Source organism: Paenibacillus endoradicis (genome assembly GCF_024721975.1).
Genome location: NZ_JANQBB010000007.1, coordinates 357,776 through 376,051 on the forward strand (window position 1 = coordinate 357,776; position 18,276 = coordinate 376,051).

Annotated in this window: 11 protein-coding genes; 7 read left to right on the top strand and 4 right to left on the bottom strand. The window is 35.1% G+C overall.

The features are described 5' to 3' along the window. Positions 1-2: 2 nt before the first annotated feature. The 4 genes from NV377_RS21900 to NV377_RS21915 all read left to right on the top strand — a co-directional run bounded on the left by NV377_RS21900 (position 3) and on the right by NV377_RS21915 (position 5,321). Complete coding sequence (locus tag NV377_RS21900) at positions 3-1,535, top strand: response regulator transcription factor (RefSeq protein ID WP_258202927.1); 1,533 nt, start codon at positions 3-5, stop codon at positions 1,533-1,535. Between the two features lie 136 nt (positions 1,536-1,671). Continuing rightward, on the top strand, positions 1,672-2,634 hold the full coding sequence (locus NV377_RS21905; RefSeq protein ID WP_258202928.1) for an ABC transporter permease: 963 nt from the start codon (positions 1,672-1,674) through the stop codon (positions 2,632-2,634). Between the two features lie 10 nt (positions 2,635-2,644). Beyond that, positions 2,645-3,535 (top strand): carbohydrate ABC transporter permease, encoded by an 891-nt coding sequence (locus tag NV377_RS21910; RefSeq protein WP_258202929.1) that lies wholly within the window; start codon positions 2,645-2,647, stop codon positions 3,533-3,535. Positions 3,536-3,581: 46 nt separating this feature from the next. After that, complete coding sequence (locus tag NV377_RS21915; RefSeq protein ID WP_258202930.1) at positions 3,582-5,321, top strand: extracellular solute-binding protein; 1,740 nt, start codon at positions 3,582-3,584, stop codon at positions 5,319-5,321. A gap of 109 nt (positions 5,322-5,430) precedes the next feature. Here the strand turns inward: NV377_RS21915 and NV377_RS21920 are convergent, their stop codons facing one another. The 4 genes from NV377_RS21920 to NV377_RS21935 form a co-directional block, all read right to left on the bottom strand. Then, positions 5,431-6,753: an MATE family efflux transporter gene (locus NV377_RS21920; RefSeq protein WP_373425844.1), complete on the bottom strand. Its 1,323-nt coding sequence runs from the start codon at positions 6,751-6,753 to the stop codon at positions 5,431-5,433. Between the two features lie 382 nt (positions 6,754-7,135). Next, positions 7,136-8,167 carry a peptidylprolyl isomerase gene (locus NV377_RS21925; protein ID WP_258202932.1) on the bottom strand — a complete coding sequence of 344 codons (1,032 nt, stop codon included), beginning with the start codon at positions 8,165-8,167 and terminating at the stop codon, positions 7,136-7,138. Positions 8,168-8,284: 117 nt separating this feature from the next. Continuing rightward, a complete protein-coding gene (locus tag NV377_RS21930; protein WP_258202933.1) occupies positions 8,285-9,268 on the bottom strand; it encodes a ketoacyl-ACP synthase III in 984 nt (327 codons plus the stop codon). 182 nt (positions 9,269-9,450) lie between these two features. Then, positions 9,451-10,521, bottom strand: a complete 1,071-nt coding sequence (locus NV377_RS21935; protein ID WP_258202934.1) for a peptidyl-prolyl cis-trans isomerase — start codon at positions 10,519-10,521, stop codon at positions 9,451-9,453. A gap of 270 nt (positions 10,522-10,791) precedes the next feature. Between NV377_RS21935 and NV377_RS21940 the strand changes: the two genes are divergently transcribed. The 3 genes from NV377_RS21940 to NV377_RS21950 all read left to right on the top strand — a co-directional run bounded on the left by NV377_RS21940 (position 10,792) and on the right by NV377_RS21950 (position 18,189). Next, a complete protein-coding gene (locus NV377_RS21940; protein WP_258202935.1) occupies positions 10,792-12,798 on the top strand; it encodes a bifunctional diguanylate cyclase/phosphodiesterase in 2,007 nt (668 codons plus the stop codon). Positions 12,799-12,839: 41 nt separating this feature from the next. Continuing rightward, positions 12,840-14,276: an HD-GYP domain-containing protein gene (locus tag NV377_RS21945; protein ID WP_258202936.1), complete on the top strand. Its 1,437-nt coding sequence runs from the start codon at positions 12,840-12,842 to the stop codon at positions 14,274-14,276. A 76-nt stretch (positions 14,277-14,352) separates the two neighbouring features. Further along, positions 14,353-18,189 carry a response regulator gene (locus tag NV377_RS21950; RefSeq protein WP_258202937.1) on the top strand — a complete coding sequence of 1,279 codons (3,837 nt, stop codon included), beginning with the start codon at positions 14,353-14,355 and terminating at the stop codon, positions 18,187-18,189. Positions 18,190-18,276: the final 87 nt, after the last annotated feature.

The following is an 18,276-nucleotide window of genomic DNA, read 5'->3' on the forward strand; positions in this document are numbered from 1 at the left end:
CAATGTATAAACTATTAATCGTAGATGACGAGGAAGTTGTTAGAGAGGGACTTAAAGATATTATATTGTACCTGAATTTGGAGCAGATTAGTGAAATTGAAACTGCAAATGATGGAATCGATGCAATAGAGATACTGCAAAGTTATGAGCCTCACATTATTTTAACAGATCTTAACATGCCGCATTTGGGTGGGATATCATTTATTGAAAAGCTTATGGCGTTAGAACTAGGCTGTAAATTAGTAGTCATTAGTGGATACGATGAGTTTCATCTTGTTAAAGAAAGCTTTAAGTTAGGGGTTACCGATTATTTATTAAAGCCAGTTCATACGGATGAGCTACGAGAGGCATTATGTAAAATGATGGCTAGTCTTGAGTACGAGCTAGAACAGCAGAATCAAGGATCGACTGAGAAAAATCTTTCTTGGATCGATAAAATTAGTCGAGAAATAAATAGTGTGATAGGCAATGTAGAGGCAACAGCGACAACATATGAAGAAGTATTTGTAAGATTACAACTTCCTCTACCACATAGCCAGACATGTGTAGCCATTATTACCTCAACGGAGGGGCAATCTACAATTTCATCTTGGACTTCGATGCTCGCACAATATTTTCTTGCTGAATACGGAGAGGAAGAGAGTATCAATATCTATCCTTTCTACAATTGGCAAAACGATCTTGCCCTTTGGATTAATGCTGATTCGTCCTATACAACTAGTAAAGTCGATAAGTTATTGGAAGAGACGATAACTATTTTCTCAGATATTCCTATGATTATATCGCGTGGTGAACTTATTTCATCAACTGTGTCGCTTAAAGATGCTTATAGCAGTTCTTATGAATGCTGGAAATATAAACTTACTGTTCGTCCACATACTATGATTGATGAGAGAGTGCTTCAAGGGAAAAAGGAAGCTGTCTTTGAAGCTGATGATGTGAAAAAACTGATTGAAATGATTGATATGTCCAATAAAAATAATGTCATCCCATTTATTCAGCGCTATTTTGGTGATGAGCAGCTCAAACAATATAGTATGGATAGCTTAAAGCAAATTTATGATAGCATACTACAAATTATTAGTTGGCATCCGAATGAAAAAAGAGACTTTTATTTATTTTCTCAAGGTGAAAAGCTTCGGATATATTTAAAAACATGCATGTTTCAAACGATCGATGCTCGGGAACATTTATTTAAGAGTTATAATGTTATCGAGATTGCAAAGCGATATGTACAGGAGCATTTACTAGATGAAATTAATATGGCTATTGTAGCTAACTATTGTAATGTGAGTTATCATTATTTCAGTAAAATGTTTAAAGAAAACACAGGAACTACGTTTCAAGATTATGTAACAAAGACTAGGATGGAATATGCCAAAAATGCGCTAAGTGGTGTCAATGTTAAAATTAATGAGGTAGCAGTAGCGCTAGGGTATAGCAATCCTAAAAACTTCACGCGTGTATTTAAAAATTATTATGGTGTAGGACCGAAAAGTTATCAAACGACAATTTCAACGCCAAAAAATAAATAATGAAAAGCTAAGTGTCCATGATTTGGATACTTAGCTTTTTTTTATAAAAAATGATACCTTTTCACAAACTAGCATCCTGTTGCTATAAATTAAGAGCGTTTACAATTTAATAGTAGCATACAAGAGGGGAGCCTTGATGATGAAGGAAACAGATGTGCCAGTAGCTGCTGGTCGAGGGAAACTGAAAAGTATACTAGGAGATCGTGATCAGTTGTCTTTACAATCTATGATTGTTCCAGGTATTCTTTTTATTTTAATATTCACTTTTATCCCTCTTTACGGGATTTTAGTTGCGTTTAAGGACTACAACATTGTTACAGGAATAAAAGGTATTTTCGAAGCCGAGTGGGTTGGTCTTGCGAATTTTAAAGAGTTCGTGACTGATATGAATTTTTGGAATATGCTCCGTAATACACTAGGCATAAATCTTCTTGGGTTATTGATTACATTTCCAGTTACGATTATTTTTGCAGTGATGTTGAATGAAATTACTTCATCACGCTTCAAAAAACTAACACAAACGGTAACATACTTGCCGCATTTTATTTCATGGAGTATTTTCGGTGGCCTAGTAATCAGTATTTTATCGCCAAGTACAGGTGTAGTGAATCATGTATTAACATCACTTGGTGTAATTGATAGTCCGATCCATTTTCTTGGAGAGAAAGATTACTTTTGGTTGTTAGCAGTACTAACTAATTTATTTAAAGAGCTTGGATGGGGTGCAATCTTATATTTAGCCGCAATCGCAGGTATTGATCAAGAAATGTATGAGGCTGCTTATATGGATGGAGCTTCACGCTTCCAAAGAATTTGGTACATCACGTTGCCTTCCATAACAGGTACGATTGTTATTTTACTAGTATTTGCTATCAGTAATATTTTGAATAGTGGCTTCGATCAGTTCTTTGTTCTACAAAATCCATTGAACATTGATGCTAGTGAAGTTATAGATACTTATGTATATAAAGTTGGCTTAAGAGAGTTCAGAATGGAGTATGCGACAGCGGTTGGTTTAATGAAAACAGTTATTGCCGTCTTCTTATTGTACCTAGCTAATTTTATTGCCAAGAAAATTTCAGGAAAAGGTATCTTCTAGGAGGTTTATCATGGTAAAAGACAACTCATTGCCAGATCGTATATTTAACGTATTTAATGTCGTTTTCATGACTTGTTTAATCATTATTACGCTTTATCCATTTTGGTATTCCATCATTGGATCTTTTAATACTGGGCTAGATTATGCAAAGGGAGGTGTATATTTATGGACCCGATCCTTTACGCTCGATAATTATAAGGCACTATTTAGTGACAATGCTCTAATTCAAGCATTTGGAGTAACCTTTGCGAGAACAATTATTGGTACAGTTACCCATATTCTTTTTACATCATTATTTGCTTATGCATTTTCAAGAAAAACATTAAGATATAAAAATGTTTATGCTACTTTAGGATTAATGAGTATGTACTTAAGCGGAGGCTTAATTCCTTATTTTATTCTCTTAAATTCTTTAGGATTGTATAATAACTTCTTAGTCTATATTATTCCAACGTTATTTAGTTTCTGGAATGTTATTCTCTTCCGTTCTTATTTTGCAGAACTACCTGATGCTTTAGTAGAATCCGCGAAAATAGACGGCGCAGGTGAATATCGTATATTTTTACAAATCATATTACCGTTATCCAAACCAGTAATAGCGGCGGTATCTTTGTTCACTGCTGTAGGTCACTGGAATGCTTATTATGATTCTATGATTTATACGATGGGTAGTGATCTGCAAACGGTACAGCTTTACATATTGAAACTAATCCAAAGTACTGAAGCAGCGTTATTACTAGCGAATATGTCAGGTAATTTGGGTGCAGCTCAAAGCTCTGTAACAACGACGACTTTGCAGCTTGCTGCGATGGTAGCAGCTTCATTACCAATTGTTGCTGTGTATCCATTCGTCCAAAAGTTCTTTATTAAAGGGATGCTAATCGGGTCTGTAAAAGGATAAAACAACTTAAATTATTACAAAAAAACTATACTACAGGGGGATCAACATGAAAAAACTATCTTTTAATCTAACAATTATGATTGTTATGCTGGCATTAATTATCTCAGGCTGTTCTAGTAATAACGGATCAGCAAATGGTAACGCTCAAAAGAATGAGGATACAAATGCAACTAGCGGTACAAATGCTGATGAGCCAGCATGGAAAAGCGATACATCTCCGGTTAGCTTATCTTGGTACACAGGGGTAGCAGGCTACTCTAAAAAATGGGATGCAAAAAATAACTTTGTTGATAAATTAATTACAGATGAGACTGGTGTCTCTGTTGATTTTCTTCATGCTGGTAATGATGTAAATGCTGAATTTAACGTTATGATGGCAACAGGAAATCTACCAGATATTATTACACTTGATCGTTGGAATAGTACTTCTCTAGTTCAAACGTTAATCAATAGTGGCATGGTTGCGCCAATGAATGAATTAATCGAAGAATATGATCCATACTTCTCTACAATATTGCCTCAATCGATGATCGATTGGTACACACAAAGTGACGGTAATTTTTATTCTATTCCGAACTTCTATGTATCTCCTGAAATGTTAGAGCAATATCCAGATGTTAAGCCTGATTTCAATGATCGTTCAAATGGTCAAATTCTAGTAAGAGCAGATATTATGGATCAACTTGGTATTACAGTTGAAGAATTACAGCAAGAAGATACATTGATTGCAGCTTTGAAAAAAGTAAAAGATGCTAATATTCAATATAATGGAATGACAGTAGCACCGATCTACTTCGATGACAAAGATAAGTATATTGCGGATTCTTTAGGTATACTTGCAGGTTCATTTGGTGCAGTATCAGAAGCAGAGGATGGTTCATATGTGGATTCTCGTACAACTTCAGAATATAAACATATGCTACAGTTTGTAAATCGCTTATCAAGAGAGAATTTATTATCGCTTGAGAACTTTACAAGTGCACGAAATCAAATAGAAGAAAAGCTTACGCAAGGCGCAGTATTTATGAAGATTGGTAGTATTGCTGATTATTCGACTCCAGTTACTCAATTAGCTCAAACTGATTCAAATGCTAAGTACATTGCAATTGATGCAATTAAGTCTAATGATGGATCACTTCCTCAATACGGAAGAGCACTTAATAAGGGTTGGACATTAACATTTATTAATAAGAAATCAGTGAACAAGGAACGTGCAATTGAGTTTATTGATTATATGTATAGTGAACATGGTCAAACCGTAAATCAATTCGGTAAAGAAGGCGAAACATTTACAATAACGCCAGAAGGTAAATATAAGCTTAATGACGATGTTCAAGCGGAAATTAATGCAGACTATAATGCTGCAGCGAAAAAATGGGGAATGGACTCCATCTGGTGGTTCACTAATGATGTTTGGTTGAAAAATGTAAAAGAAAAGAACTTTACAGAATTGACTGAATATGTAGACACACTATATTATGGTTCATCTAAATATATGTTTAGCAATGACGAATTGGACTCTGGTAATCTATTTGACGCATATGAGCCAGGATCTAAGGAAGCGAATGCTGAGTCTAAAATAACGGTATTCTGGGCTCAAATTGTACCGAAATTGATGTTCTCCAAAACCGATGATGAATTCGAGAAACATTATAAAGAAGCGATGGATACAATGGACAAGCTAGGCTTAGAGTCTATTGAAGCTGCTAGAAATGTCAGAGTACAAGAGTTTAAGACAGCAACTGGCGTTTCATTGGTATCTCCTAAATATACAGGTCAATATTAATAATTCGTAGTATGAAAATGCCAGCAGGATCATTATGATCTTGCTGGCATTTTTCATGAAGATATAAGTAATATATAATTATTAACGTAAAAAGTTATTTCAGCAATGGTCAGATCAATTTATGTTTATACCATTTATCGCCTTTAAATCTCCAAGTGAATATGAAGCCACGTACCGCCCATTCAGCGACCATTGCTATCCATACCCCCATTAGTCCATATTGAAGTGTTACTCCTAATACGTACCCGAGTATAACACGGAATAACCACATCGTTAGTAGCGAAGTAATCGATGTATACTTGGAGTCTCCAGCAGCTCGTAATGCTGATGGCAGAATAAAACTTAATGACCAGACCAATGGCTGGGCAACAGATAATAGTAGAATAAGTCGGTAAATATCGGGAACGATTGATGCTGGCGGTGTGTAAATATTTACGAGCATCGGGAACAACAGTAAGATAATGATCGTTATAAAGACAAAGAAAATACTAGATAAGCCAAGAAATGATTTAATGAATTTCCGTGCATCAGTAATTTCTTTTCTTCCCATACATTGTCCTACAACAGTGACTACCGCTACACTTAATGCTGTACCACCTATTTGAAACAGCATAGATAGTGAATTACTAATAGCATTAACGGTTATAGCTAAAGTACCGAACTGCACAATAAATGTTTGAGTGAGTAGTTTGCCGCCATTAAAGAACAACTGTTCAGCTGCAAATGGTAAACCAATAAACATTATTTTTTTCAATATTGAAATATGAACCTTAAGCATGCTTCCAAGCTTAATGCGTAGTGTCTCGTTAAATCGAATTAAATAGATTAGTGATACGATGGCACCTAATACACGCGCGACAATTAATGAAATCACAAGTCCAAGTACGCCCATATCAAGTAACGTAATAAGAATGATATTTAGAATAAAGTAGGAAAGATTAAGGATTAATGATAGTGCCAAAGAAGCTTTTGTCTCACCGACGCCTCTTAATACGCCGACAATGGCTTGATAAATTCCGATAAAGGGATAAGAGATACAGCTGCCAATGAAAAATATTTTGGCATTTGCTAATACGTCTACATCTGCACTACCGAAAAGTACATTTAGAATAGGCGAATGAAAAATAATAGCTAAAAGACTGATAACAATAGCAATAACGGTAACTGACGATATCGCCTGAGTAGCAGCACTAGACGCTTGCTTAAGATCCCTATTGCCCTTATATTGCGCAACAATAACTGTACCGCCTGTAGCTATAGCAATAAATACACTAATGATAAACATATTCAATGAATCTACAACACTGACAGCACTAACAGCAGCAACACCAGAAGAACTAATCATCGCCGTATTTAAAATGCTAATTAATACGATGAAGGCTGAATCTACAAATATCGGAATAGTAATGCCAAAGATCTGTTTGTAGTTCATGGAATTTCCTGTGAAATATTTATTCAATAAGAATAAGGCATTTCTTTGTATATATGTATTTATTTTTAACATAATATCATCTCGTTTCGGTCTTGCAGAAGTTATTACGATCAGATAAGTGATCTTTGATCAATTATAGCACTGTAATTTATCGTAAACAGCCTTCTTTGAAACTGTAATGATACTTATTTGGTATCATTATGGCTATAAGCATATTATAACGTGATGAATGCACTAGCTTTAATTTCTATAATGTTTATGTCATATTGCACAATACAAAAAAATGTCAATACCGATGAATAGTTCTCATTAGCACTGACATTTATCTTCTATTTATCAATCAGTAATGATTCTGAAACAGAACTGAAGTAGATCACATTACTTAGAAGTTAATAACTGGATTAGTAAAAGGGTCTACATCCTCATAATAATCTTCCTCATTATAATCAACAATACTCCACACATCAGATCGGAAGATAAGATCATCGATATAAGTACTATAGTCTGTGTAAATTTTATCATTAATTAACTTGATTTCGATTCCTCGCTGTACATCAGAGAATTGAGCTGGAATAGCACTGATATTCTCTGTCTTTAGAATAATAGAATATCCGTAATAGGTTGTCAGGACATCGCTTATTTCATTAATTTCTAATGCAAAAGCTACTTCAGATATTTCTTCATCCATCTTATCGTAGGTGAAGTACCCTAAATCTCCACCGTCTTCGGCACTGTAATCGGTGCTATACTGCTTAGCTAGTTTAATAAAGCTTGCACCGTTATTCAGCTCAGTATGAATTTGATTTGCTAATTCAAGATCATCTACAATAATTTGTGAAGCGCGAACGCGCTGGGGTGATTGACCAATTTTGTGTTTATTTTGTTCGAAGTAAGCAGAAATTTCTTCGTCCGTTATTGAAATCTTATGTTGCAATAGTAAGCGTGTGAGTGTAGGGAGTACTAGTGTCTTTTTATAATCATTTGTAGTCATTTCATAATAATTAAGATAATCTTGAAATTCCTCTTCTGTACCATAATCAACTTTTGAAGCTGCCAACTGATCAAGCAAATCTTGATCGGTGAGAGCAATCCCTTTTGCATTTGCTTCTTGATTAATAACTTCACGTTCAATTAGAAAATCAATTTCATCAATTAATAGATCGGGATAAGAATCAATCAACGAATCTAATAACTGACTTTCAGAAATTTCAACCTGATTTACGATCGCTACAGAAGAATGGTCAGAACCAGATGTGGCCCATGATCTAACAAGTAATAGTATAATCGCAAAAATTGCTAAAATTAGAACGCAAGCTAAAATAATCGTAGCAATGATCCAACCATAAGGTGGAGATTTGGCAGGAGGTTGATAATTGGGTGGACCATTAGAATAGAACGGTTCGTAATTGTTCATCAAACGGTGCTCCTTTCACGGCATATAATGAGTTATATTACCATATCAACCTCATGTTTAGAAGATAATTAGATAGTAATAATATTGAGGGTAATGGAAGAGAGATACTCAGTAGTACTATATCGCCCATTTGATGATGATTCCAGCTTGAGTAAGCCCACCACCGAATCCATAAAGTACTAAATGATCATCTTTTTTTATTCTATCTTCTTTTACAGCGAGATCAATAGCTAAAGGAATTGTAGCAGAAGATGTATTTCCGTAGTTCACAAGACTATATAATGTATGATCAATTGGGAATTTAGTACGCTCACAGATTGATTCTATCATTCTAAGATTGGCACTATGGGGCACGAACCAGTCAATTTGATCAAGTGTCATATTTGCATTTTGAAGTAGAGTATTCAGTCCTTTAGGTACAGAGCTTACTGCCCATTTATATACCTCGCGTCCATTTTGTACAATTTTTTCAGTTGCTAGTAATTGCTCTTCATTCATAGAAGAAGAGAGACCAGAACAATATAAGTTATGACTTTTCTCACCTTCTGAATCTAGATGATATGAAATGAAACTTGGGTGTTGCTCATCATATTCAACAAGCATTGCCCCGCCTCCATCACCGAACAGAATGCATGTGGAGCGGTCAGTGTAATCTGTAACTTTGGATAACGTTTCTGCACCAATCACAAGAACTTTTTTGTGTAGGCCAGATGAGATCAAGGCGTTCGCCATATGCAAACCATAAGTAAAACCGGCACATGCTGCATTAAGATCAATAGCGCCAGATTGTTTAATTCCAAGTTTGGCCTGAATAAGATTAGCGGAACTAGGGGTCTTAAAATCTGGAGTGAATGTGCATGTAATAATCATATCGACATCATCTACTGCTTTGTTATATCGTTGCATAAGATCTAGTACGGCGTTGTAACCAATATCGCTTGTAAATTCATGTTCACTAGCAATTCTACGTTCAACAATACCCGTACGACTAATGATCCATTCATCATTAGTATCTACAAGTTTCTCTAAATATTGATTGGTCATAATATGCTCTGGGACATAAGAGCCAATTGCAGTAATTTTAGCTTTGGATTGATGCATAGGAACACCTCCATAATTTGTTGGGCTTATTGTATCACATAATTAGTACCAAGTACTAGTATCAAGTTCTAATATAATAAAGATGATACTATAGAATACCCATAAATAGACAAATAAACTAGCAAGAGTAAGAAAGAAGTATGTACTTCATTCTTATCTTGCTAGTTTATTGTTAAAGTAAACTATTCAGTTACAGGAGCTTCAGCGTCAGGAGTAACTTCAGGAGTAACTTCAGGACTAGGTGTAGTTTTTGGAGCTAAAGAGTTAGTGATTTTAGCTTTAGCTTTTAGATCTTCTACATAAGTACTGTTGTTAGCATAGATGTCCTCATTGATCAATTTAACTTTGATTGCATCTTTCACAGTTTCAAATGCAATTTCAGTTGCTGGAGTGTAATCTGTTTTCTTAATGATGTGGTAACCATATTCTGTTTGAATAGGTTCGCTTATTTCATCCACTTCAAGCGCGAATGCTGCTTCAGAGAATGCAGGGATCATTGCTTCACGAGTGAAGAAGCCTAGATCGCCACCAGTTGTAGCAGTAGAATCCGGGTTATTAGCTGCAGCAAGTTCTGCAAAGTCTGCACCGTCTTTTAATTGAGCTACAATATCATCAGCAACAGCTTTATCAGTTACAAGGATGTGAGAAGCACGAACTTGTTCTGCAGTACCACCCAAAGTAGCTTTGTTTTCATCGAAGTAAGCTTGTACTTGTTCATCCGTGATTGCTACATCAGATTGAAGTAACAAACGAACAACAACAGAAAGTTTCAACTCATTTTTCAAATCATCTTCAGTCATGCCATATTGAGCAAGGAAGCTTTGGAAGTTTGCATCAGTACCATAATCTAATTTCATAGCTGCAATTTCATCTGCAAGATCTTTATCTGTAATGGAAATGTTTTTAGCTTTAGCTTCTTGATTAACAACTTCTTCAGAGATCATACGATCTAGAATACTTACAACGCTATCACCATAGTATTCCTGTAATGTAGTAAATAAGCTAGCTTCTGTAATTTTAGTTCCATTTACGGAAGCAAGAGTTTTGCTTTTTGCGTTAACTGGGAAAATGATAACGATTACTAATACGATAGCAAGTACAATTGCTGCAATCATCCAGATAGGGTTATTACCGCTTTTTACTGGTGCTACAGAAGTTAGTACTGCGGATGTTGAAGCATTAGATACTGCTCCATTTTCCACAACCTCTTGGTTACTATTTGCTCCTTGAGATTGCGTTTCTTTATTGTCCATTACGTAAAGCCCCTCTCAATATATAAAAGATATGATATTACTATAACAAATTTTCCAATGAAAAACATTAATATAACATTAATTTCATCTGAATCTAAAATGAACAGGTTCAGATAGATATATTGCTTACGATTAATATGATGTATAATTGTGGTAAGAAGCCTACTATGCAACGTTTTCTTTTATAGGTAGAATATTACATTTATGATTCGTAGCCACAGATCAAATGTTATTGTAGGTTATTCAATGAGTTATATGTGGAGGTTTAACGTGGTTGTTTTATTAGGGAGTTATAACGGTTGGATTGTTGCGTTATCTTTTGCGATAGCATTTTTCACCTCCTATCAGGCATTAGGCTTATCCAAGAAAGTAACAAGTACTTCCGGATTTATTAATTGGGGATGGTTACTTGTTTCAGGTTTAGTTATGGGATGTGGAATTTGGACGATGCATTTTGTGGGCATGATCGCATTTCATTTGCCCATGAAAGTTGAATATAATTTCTTTAAATCATCAATATCTGTTATTGCAAGTATATTGGCATCTTTATTAGCTTTTTATGTTACGGGTACTAAAGTTTCTCATGTAAAGTTGATATTATCTAGTTTGTTAATGGCATCGGGAATTGTAACGATGCATTATGTTGGTATGTCTTCGATGAAAACAGATATTATGACGATTTCATACGATCCAATACTATGGACAATTTCGGTACTTATAGCTGCCGTTGCCTCTTACGTATCTCTGCGATTGTTTGTTGAAATGAAGCGAAACTATAACAATATATTAATGAAGAGCGTGTCTGCTATTATGATGGCGGTAGCTGTGACGGGAATGCATTATGTAGGAATGGAAGCAAGTTCTTTTTGGTGCATTGACCCACAATTTATTACGTCTACGTCGATTGAAAATGCACCTACGAACTTATTAATTATAGTTTCAGTTGTTATTGTGTTACTAGTTCTATTAACTTGGCTAGCACAATTTTGGGAGCAGGCCATGTTTCGGAAAATGGCGTATACCGATTCTTTAACAGGATTAAGTAATCGTCATGCAATGAATGAATTTTTCAGAAATACTCCACTTCAGCATCGTCGTATGGCAATTCTCTTTATTGACTTGGATCAATTTAAGTACATAAATGATACGCTAGGACATGATTTTGGAGATGTTTTAATTCAAAATATGGGTGAACGATTACGTAAAAACTCTCTTGATAAAAACTTTGTGTTTCGAATTGGTGGCGACGAATTTATGCTCGTCATTACTTATGTGGATAAAAATGAAGTGATTACATTTGTAGAAGGATTACTAGCAGACATCCGAAAGCCATTCCTTATTAATAATCATAGATTGGAAGTAACGGGAAGTATCGGTATAAGTTATAGCAATGAACATGGCGATACAAAGGATAGCTTATTAAAAGCAGCAGACACAGCGATGTATTATGCGAAAAATTCAGGTAAAAACCAATTTAGAGAATATAACGATGATATGGCGATGAAAATTAGTCGGAGGATGGATATTGAGAAGGGGATGCGTGAAGCACTCATTCATAAAAACTTCGAATTAAATTATCAACCTAAATGGAATACAGCAACGAATCGTCCTATCGGATTTGAAGCGTTGTTACGCTATACTCATCCGCAATTAGGAGTAATCACTCCGAATGAATTTATACCAATTGCCGAAGAAACAGGAATTATTGTCGCGATGAGCGAGTGGGTACTAGAACGAGCTTGTCTAGATTGTGTGGAATGGAATAAAGAGAACCGGGCTGAGTATGTTGTTTCAGTGAATCTCTCCATCAAATTAATAGAGTCTAACATGTTACATGGCATTACAAAACGTGCTCTTGAAATTTCTGGTCTTAATCCTACTTTATTAGAACTTGAAATCACAGAACAAATGATAATGAATTGTGGAGAAGATGTCAATCAACAGATTGCTCCTTTGCAACTTCTAGGTGTTAATCTATCAATGGATAATTTCGGATCAGGTTATTCTTTTCTTGGATCAATAGATCAATTATCATTTCAAACGATTAAGATCGATAAAGAATATATAGAGAACTTTGAACTTCCAACCAAGCGAGCTATTTTAAATACGATGATAAGTCTAGCAAACTCATTAAACATTCAGTTAATAGCTGAAGGTGTTGAAACTAAAAAACAAATAGATTTTTTGACGGAGGCAGGCTGTCATCTAATGCAAGGTTACTATATTAAGAAACCAATGCCTTTTCATGAGGTAGATCCGTGGCTTAAAGAACTATAAACAATAGAGATAGATATAACGGGGATGTGGGAGGAAATGTCGTGCGTTCAAGAAGGATTGTATTATTTACCTTAGGGATGTCAATGGCTATTCCTATACTATTTTATTTTTGGATAAGTCCACTACAACTTACTAATCCATCGTCGGCTATCTCTTCATTAATAGTAGTTATCGCTATAGTAGCAATATTAGCTATCGTTATATCTGTAGCTATAGGGATAGTAGCTCAAAAAGTAAGGAATATAAAATTAATATTTGTGTCGCTGGCTTATGCATCATTGGCAGCAATGGTATTATTACATGGTCTTGCACTACCGGAGTTACTGAATGAGAATCTGCAAAATAGTTATATTTATGCTCAGTTAAGTTTGGTTCTCTCCACGGTGTGGTTATGGCTTAGTGCATTATCAGCAGATCACCGTTTAGTGCGATGGCTTACAACGAAAAAATCATACTTATTGCCGACATGGTGTGCATTATTAGTATTGTTAGGCACACTAATTTGGGTCTTTCCAGACCAGCATTTTCTACATTTTATGTATAGTGAATTAGGTAAACGTCTACTTACATTGACGGTTCTATTATTCAATACTTGGGTGGTATATCGCCATCTGATTACATATATGGCTTCTCGATTTTCTATTCAATTAGCTATTGTCTATAGTACTGGTTGGATGAATACCGCTCAGATCGTATTGATTACAACATCACCGAGTAATTTGGGCTGGTGGGGGTATCATATCTTATTATTCCTTTCCGTAATTGCAGTAACATTGATGATAATTGGTGAATACAAGCATGCAGAATCATTATCGGTATCAGTAAAACGTTTATATCGAGCAGATCCTGATAGTTGGATTCAGACGTATTTAACGCCAAGTGTGAAAGATTTAGTACTGAAAACAGAAACTAAAGACGCTTATACAGCAGGGCACAACTATCGAGTTACAGTATATGCATTAAAACTAGGAGAAGAATTAGGACTTTCTTCCTCGCAATTGAGATCAATTGCACAAGGTGGCCTCGTCCACGACGTAGGAAAATTACATATTCCTGATTATGTGCTGAATAAGCCAGGGAAACTAACAGATTCAGAAAGACAACTTATCGAGAAACATCCAGTGGATGGTTATAATATGTGTAAGCAAGTAGGGTTTATGATTGAAGAACTAGCTATTATCCGATCTCATCATGAAAAATGGAATGGAACGGGATATCCTGATCATCTGGTTGGTGAAGATATCCCATTAGTTGCTAGAGTAACTGCAGTCGCAGACGTATATGACGCATTAACATCTTCTCGTTCTTATCGGAAAGCAATGTCTCATGAAAAGGCAATGGTTATTTTAATAGAAGAAAGCGGAAGTCATTTTGACCCCGAATGTATTGAGGCTTGGAAGAAGGTCGTTGAAGAAGAGAAAGAGTTTTTTGATCAGATGCTCACTAATCCTATGGGGATGAAGAGAGTTTTAAGTTAGATATGCTTCCGAAGCCACTTTTTATTTGGAAGAAGCACATCAAGTAGTTAATAAAAAGTTTTAGGAGGACCAGGAAATGAATCGGTTATCTTTAAAAACTAAAGGTATTATTATTATCGTTATCATTTCACTAGTACCACTAATGATTGCTGGTCTTTATAATTATTATACAGTCAAGCAGGATATGATTCAGACGGAAATTGATAAAGTAATTTTGAAGCAAGAAAGTCGCTCGTTTGTTACGAATGCTTGGATTAATACTCGCATTGCAGAAGTGATGGTCATGAGTCGTAATGCCGCAATGCAATCAGCGAATCTCAATGATATCGTTGAATACTTATCTAACGAGCAACAAAAAAACCAATTCTACTATGATGAGATTGGTTTTTTTGATGTAAAAGGGAATGTTACAAGTGTCAATGACACACCCACATCGCTTCAATACAAATCAACTTTTCTTCCAGTGCTTCGTGGAGAAGTTGTTATTACGGATCCATTACCTTCTGTCTTATCTAATGATCTGCAAAGTTACGTTTCTGTACCGGTATTCTCACAAAGTGGTGAGATTATAGGTGCAATTTATGTTTCTTATAAATTTCAATCTGCAAATTATGTGAAATCATTACTAGTCGACGATGGCAATTTATATTTGTATAACAATGATGGTAATCTGCTAATTGCGAATGATTCAGGTACAATCAATCCAAGCACAATGGAAAAATTACAATTCAAGCTTCAGAATATAACAGTAAGTCAAAAAGCCAATACTTCAGGAAGTATGCATTATAAGCTAGATGGATATTCTTTCATATTATTCTATCAACATATTGAAGGTACAAATTGGATCATTATTGAAGTAACAGACTCTTCAAGATTGCAAGAGATCGCTGCGCCAACATTGTGGAGAATAGTTGTATCTATTGCGTTAGCAGTCATTATTATCGCACTCCTTTTTTATGTTTATTTCGAGTCTATCATTACTCGATTACAAGATATATTGCGCGTGACGAAACTAGCTGCAGAAGGATCATTCGATGGTGAGCATCTTGATGCATATAGTAGTGATGAAATTGGAAACTTAGCTAATTCTGTTAATGGTATGATGGGGCGATTACAAGTAATGTTTAATCGGCTAGATGCTGTTATTAATCAGAACAAAAGTCCAGTACTAGTTATGGATGAGAAGTATTATATTACGTACCTTAATAAGGCTGCGGAAGAAATGCTAGGTTATACAAGTGAAGAAGTAGTAGGGAAAGTTACACCATTATTGTTTATGGATTTGGAAGAAGTGAAAGTAAGAGCGGAGCAAGTTTCTGAGCAATTAGGTAGAAAAATTCAACCAGGGATAGAGCTTTTTATTGAGTTGCGTAAAAACTACCCTAGTTACGATTTTGAACTGTCCTTATTTAGAAAAGATGGAAAAAGAATTCCAGTCTACAATCGTTCTAGTAGTCTTACAGATAGAAAAGGAAAATTAACAGGGATTATTGCTATATTAACTGATTTGTCGGAACAAAGAGCGATTGAAAATGTTAGAAATCGTTTACAACTTATTGTTGAATCTGCGATGGATTTAATTGCTTCCGTAGATCGCCATGCTCATTTAATTTATATTAACGAAGCAGGCAAAAAAATATTAGGGATTGAACATAACGAGTGGGAAATGCAACCTATATCACAATATTTACCAAGCCATCTATATCGGATATTAATTAAAGGTTGCATTAAAGCGAGAAAACACGGTTATTTTGAAACGGATGCACAATTCCAGAACAGTAATGGAAAACATATTAATGTTTCAATTGTCATTGTAGCACATCGAGATTCATACAATGGTGATCTCATGTATTCCTGTATTTCTCGTGATATTACAGAACAAGTAGAAATTCAACAAAAACTTGTACAAGCAACGGAATCTGCAGAAGAAGCTAGTAGAGTTAAAAGTAACTTCCTTGCACTAATGAGTCACGAGATTAGAACACCTTTAAACGGAATAATTGGTTTGTCGCAGTTGCTACAAAAAACAGAACTAGATGCTTTGCAACGTGAATATGCTAATCGGATGAAAGACTCATCGGATATGTTATTAAATATCGTTACTGGTATTCTTGATTTTTCTAAATTAGAAGTAAATATGATTGAGCCCGACTTTACTGAATTCCAAATACGAGTTGTAATGAATCATTTGGCGGATCAATTAAGTGTATTTCTAGGTGGTAAAGATCAGTTTGAATTCAAAATAGATGTGGCACCACAGATTCCGATTCATATGATTGGTGATGCATTACGCTTAGAACAAATTCTATCTAATCTTTGTGTTAATGCCATCAAATTTACAAAGCAAGGAATCGTTGAATTAAATATTGAAATGTTAGAGGAAACGAATGAGCATGTGACACTGAAATTTTCCGTGAAGGATACTGGAATTGGAATGAATGAAGAACAGTTAGAATATTTGTTCAAACCATTCACACAAGCAGATTCCTCTACAACAAGGAAGTATGGTGGTACTGGGTTAGGGTTAGTCATATCACGTGATCTCGTTCAATTATTAGGTGGTCAATTATTAGTAGAAAGCGAATTTAGAGTTGGTAGTAGCTTTACATTTGAACTGCCGTTTGTGAAAGTGCATCAGCAACAAACAAAGGAGCACCTAGTGAATGATCATTCATTAGATCGCTTAGTTTGGATCGTTGAAGACAGTGATATTATGGCAGATTATTGGAATCAGCTGCTAACATCACAACAGTATTCATCGATGCGCATGAAAACATGGAAACAAGCCTATTATAGATTGCTTCGATTAGGTGAGGGAGCTTATCCAACATTTATTTTGCTTGATATGGAAATGAATGATATGTATGGGATGGAAACATGGATAGATTTTTGTAATGAGGCAGCATGTAAAGGTATTTCTATAATCGCTATCACAACAGCCTATGGTCGAGAAGAGTTACTATTGTTAGGAAGAGATCATCAGCCTGAACGAATACTAACGAAACCAGTAACTGCAATGCGTTTTATTGAGGCAATCCATTCAAATATAGATGAGAATGTCGAGCCACAACTAATAAAAACTAGAACTGTACCGGACGAAGCTGAACTTACAATTGGAGCAAATATTAAAGTTTTACTTGCTGAAGACAATAAAGTGAATCAATTAGTTGCAGTTGAAATGCTAAAGCATTGTCATTGTAATGTGACTGTTGCTAGTAACGGTATAGAGGCAATTGCATGCTTGTCAGAAGAAGATTATGATCTTGTACTTATGGATATTCATATGCCTGAAATGGATGGTATGGAAGCTGTACGGCAAATAAGAAATAATCCTAAATATAAAGATTTGCCTATCATTGCACTTACAGCTAACGTTCTAGTTTCTGACCATGAGCAATACTTGCGAATTGGAATGAATACGGTTGTTACGAAACCAATTTCAATGGAGCAACTTCAACAGATTATTGTTACGTATACTCCATTATCCAATATGGTAGCAGTAACTAGTGAAACAGGGCATACTATTTCAGACCAAAAGCATATAATGCAACAATTGTTATTGCTCAATGTCGTACAAGCTGATATAGCTATCGAGCGGTTAAATGGTAAAGTTAATATTTATATTCATATGTTAAAACAATTTATTGAAGATTATATAGACTTTGCCTCCCGCATTAGAACCTACTTAGAGTTAGGACAATTTGATGAAATAAGTAGATCATTGCATACTTTGAAAGGTTCATCGAGCTATTTAGAAGCACAAGCACTTAATGCTCTTTCTATAGTAGGTGAAAAACTATTGAAAGATAAGGATTATAGTAAACTACCTGGTTGTATTGAAATGATAGACTATGAAATACTACTTTTTGAACAACAAGTGAGAAAAGTGTTAAGTAATACTAATAATATTTAACATTTTCCTCATAAAATTCTAACAAATGATTGAGGACAAGCTCAGGATGTTGTATTATTATACTAAATTAACCTATTTACGTTTTAT

Bases quoted from the DNA above. Each gene is read 5' to 3' on its own strand.
- NV377_RS21900 (WP_258202927.1), top strand. From the start codon at position 3: ATGTATAAACTATTAATCGTAGATGACGAGGAAGTTGTTAGAGAGGGA.
- NV377_RS21905 (WP_258202928.1), top strand. From the start codon at position 1,672: ATGATGAAGGAAACAGATGTGCCAGTAGCTGCTGGTCGAGGGAAACTG.
- NV377_RS21910 (WP_258202929.1), top strand. From the start codon at position 2,645: ATGGTAAAAGACAACTCATTGCCAGATCGTATATTTAACGTATTTAAT.
- NV377_RS21915 (WP_258202930.1), top strand. From the start codon at position 3,582: ATGAAAAAACTATCTTTTAATCTAACAATTATGATTGTTATGCTGGCA.
- NV377_RS21920 (WP_373425844.1), bottom strand. From the start codon at position 6,753: ATGAACTACAAACAGATCTTTGGCATTACTATTCCGATATTTGTAGAT.
- NV377_RS21925 (WP_258202932.1), bottom strand. From the start codon at position 8,167: ATGAACAATTACGAACCGTTCTATTCTAATGGTCCACCCAATTATCAA.
- NV377_RS21930 (WP_258202933.1), bottom strand. From the start codon at position 9,268: ATGCATCAATCCAAAGCTAAAATTACTGCAATTGGCTCTTATGTCCCA.
- NV377_RS21935 (WP_258202934.1), bottom strand. From the start codon at position 10,521: ATGGACAATAAAGAAACGCAATCTCAAGGAGCAAATAGTAACCAAGAG.
- NV377_RS21950 (WP_258202937.1), top strand. From the start codon at position 14,353: ATGAATCGGTTATCTTTAAAAACTAAAGGTATTATTATTATCGTTATC.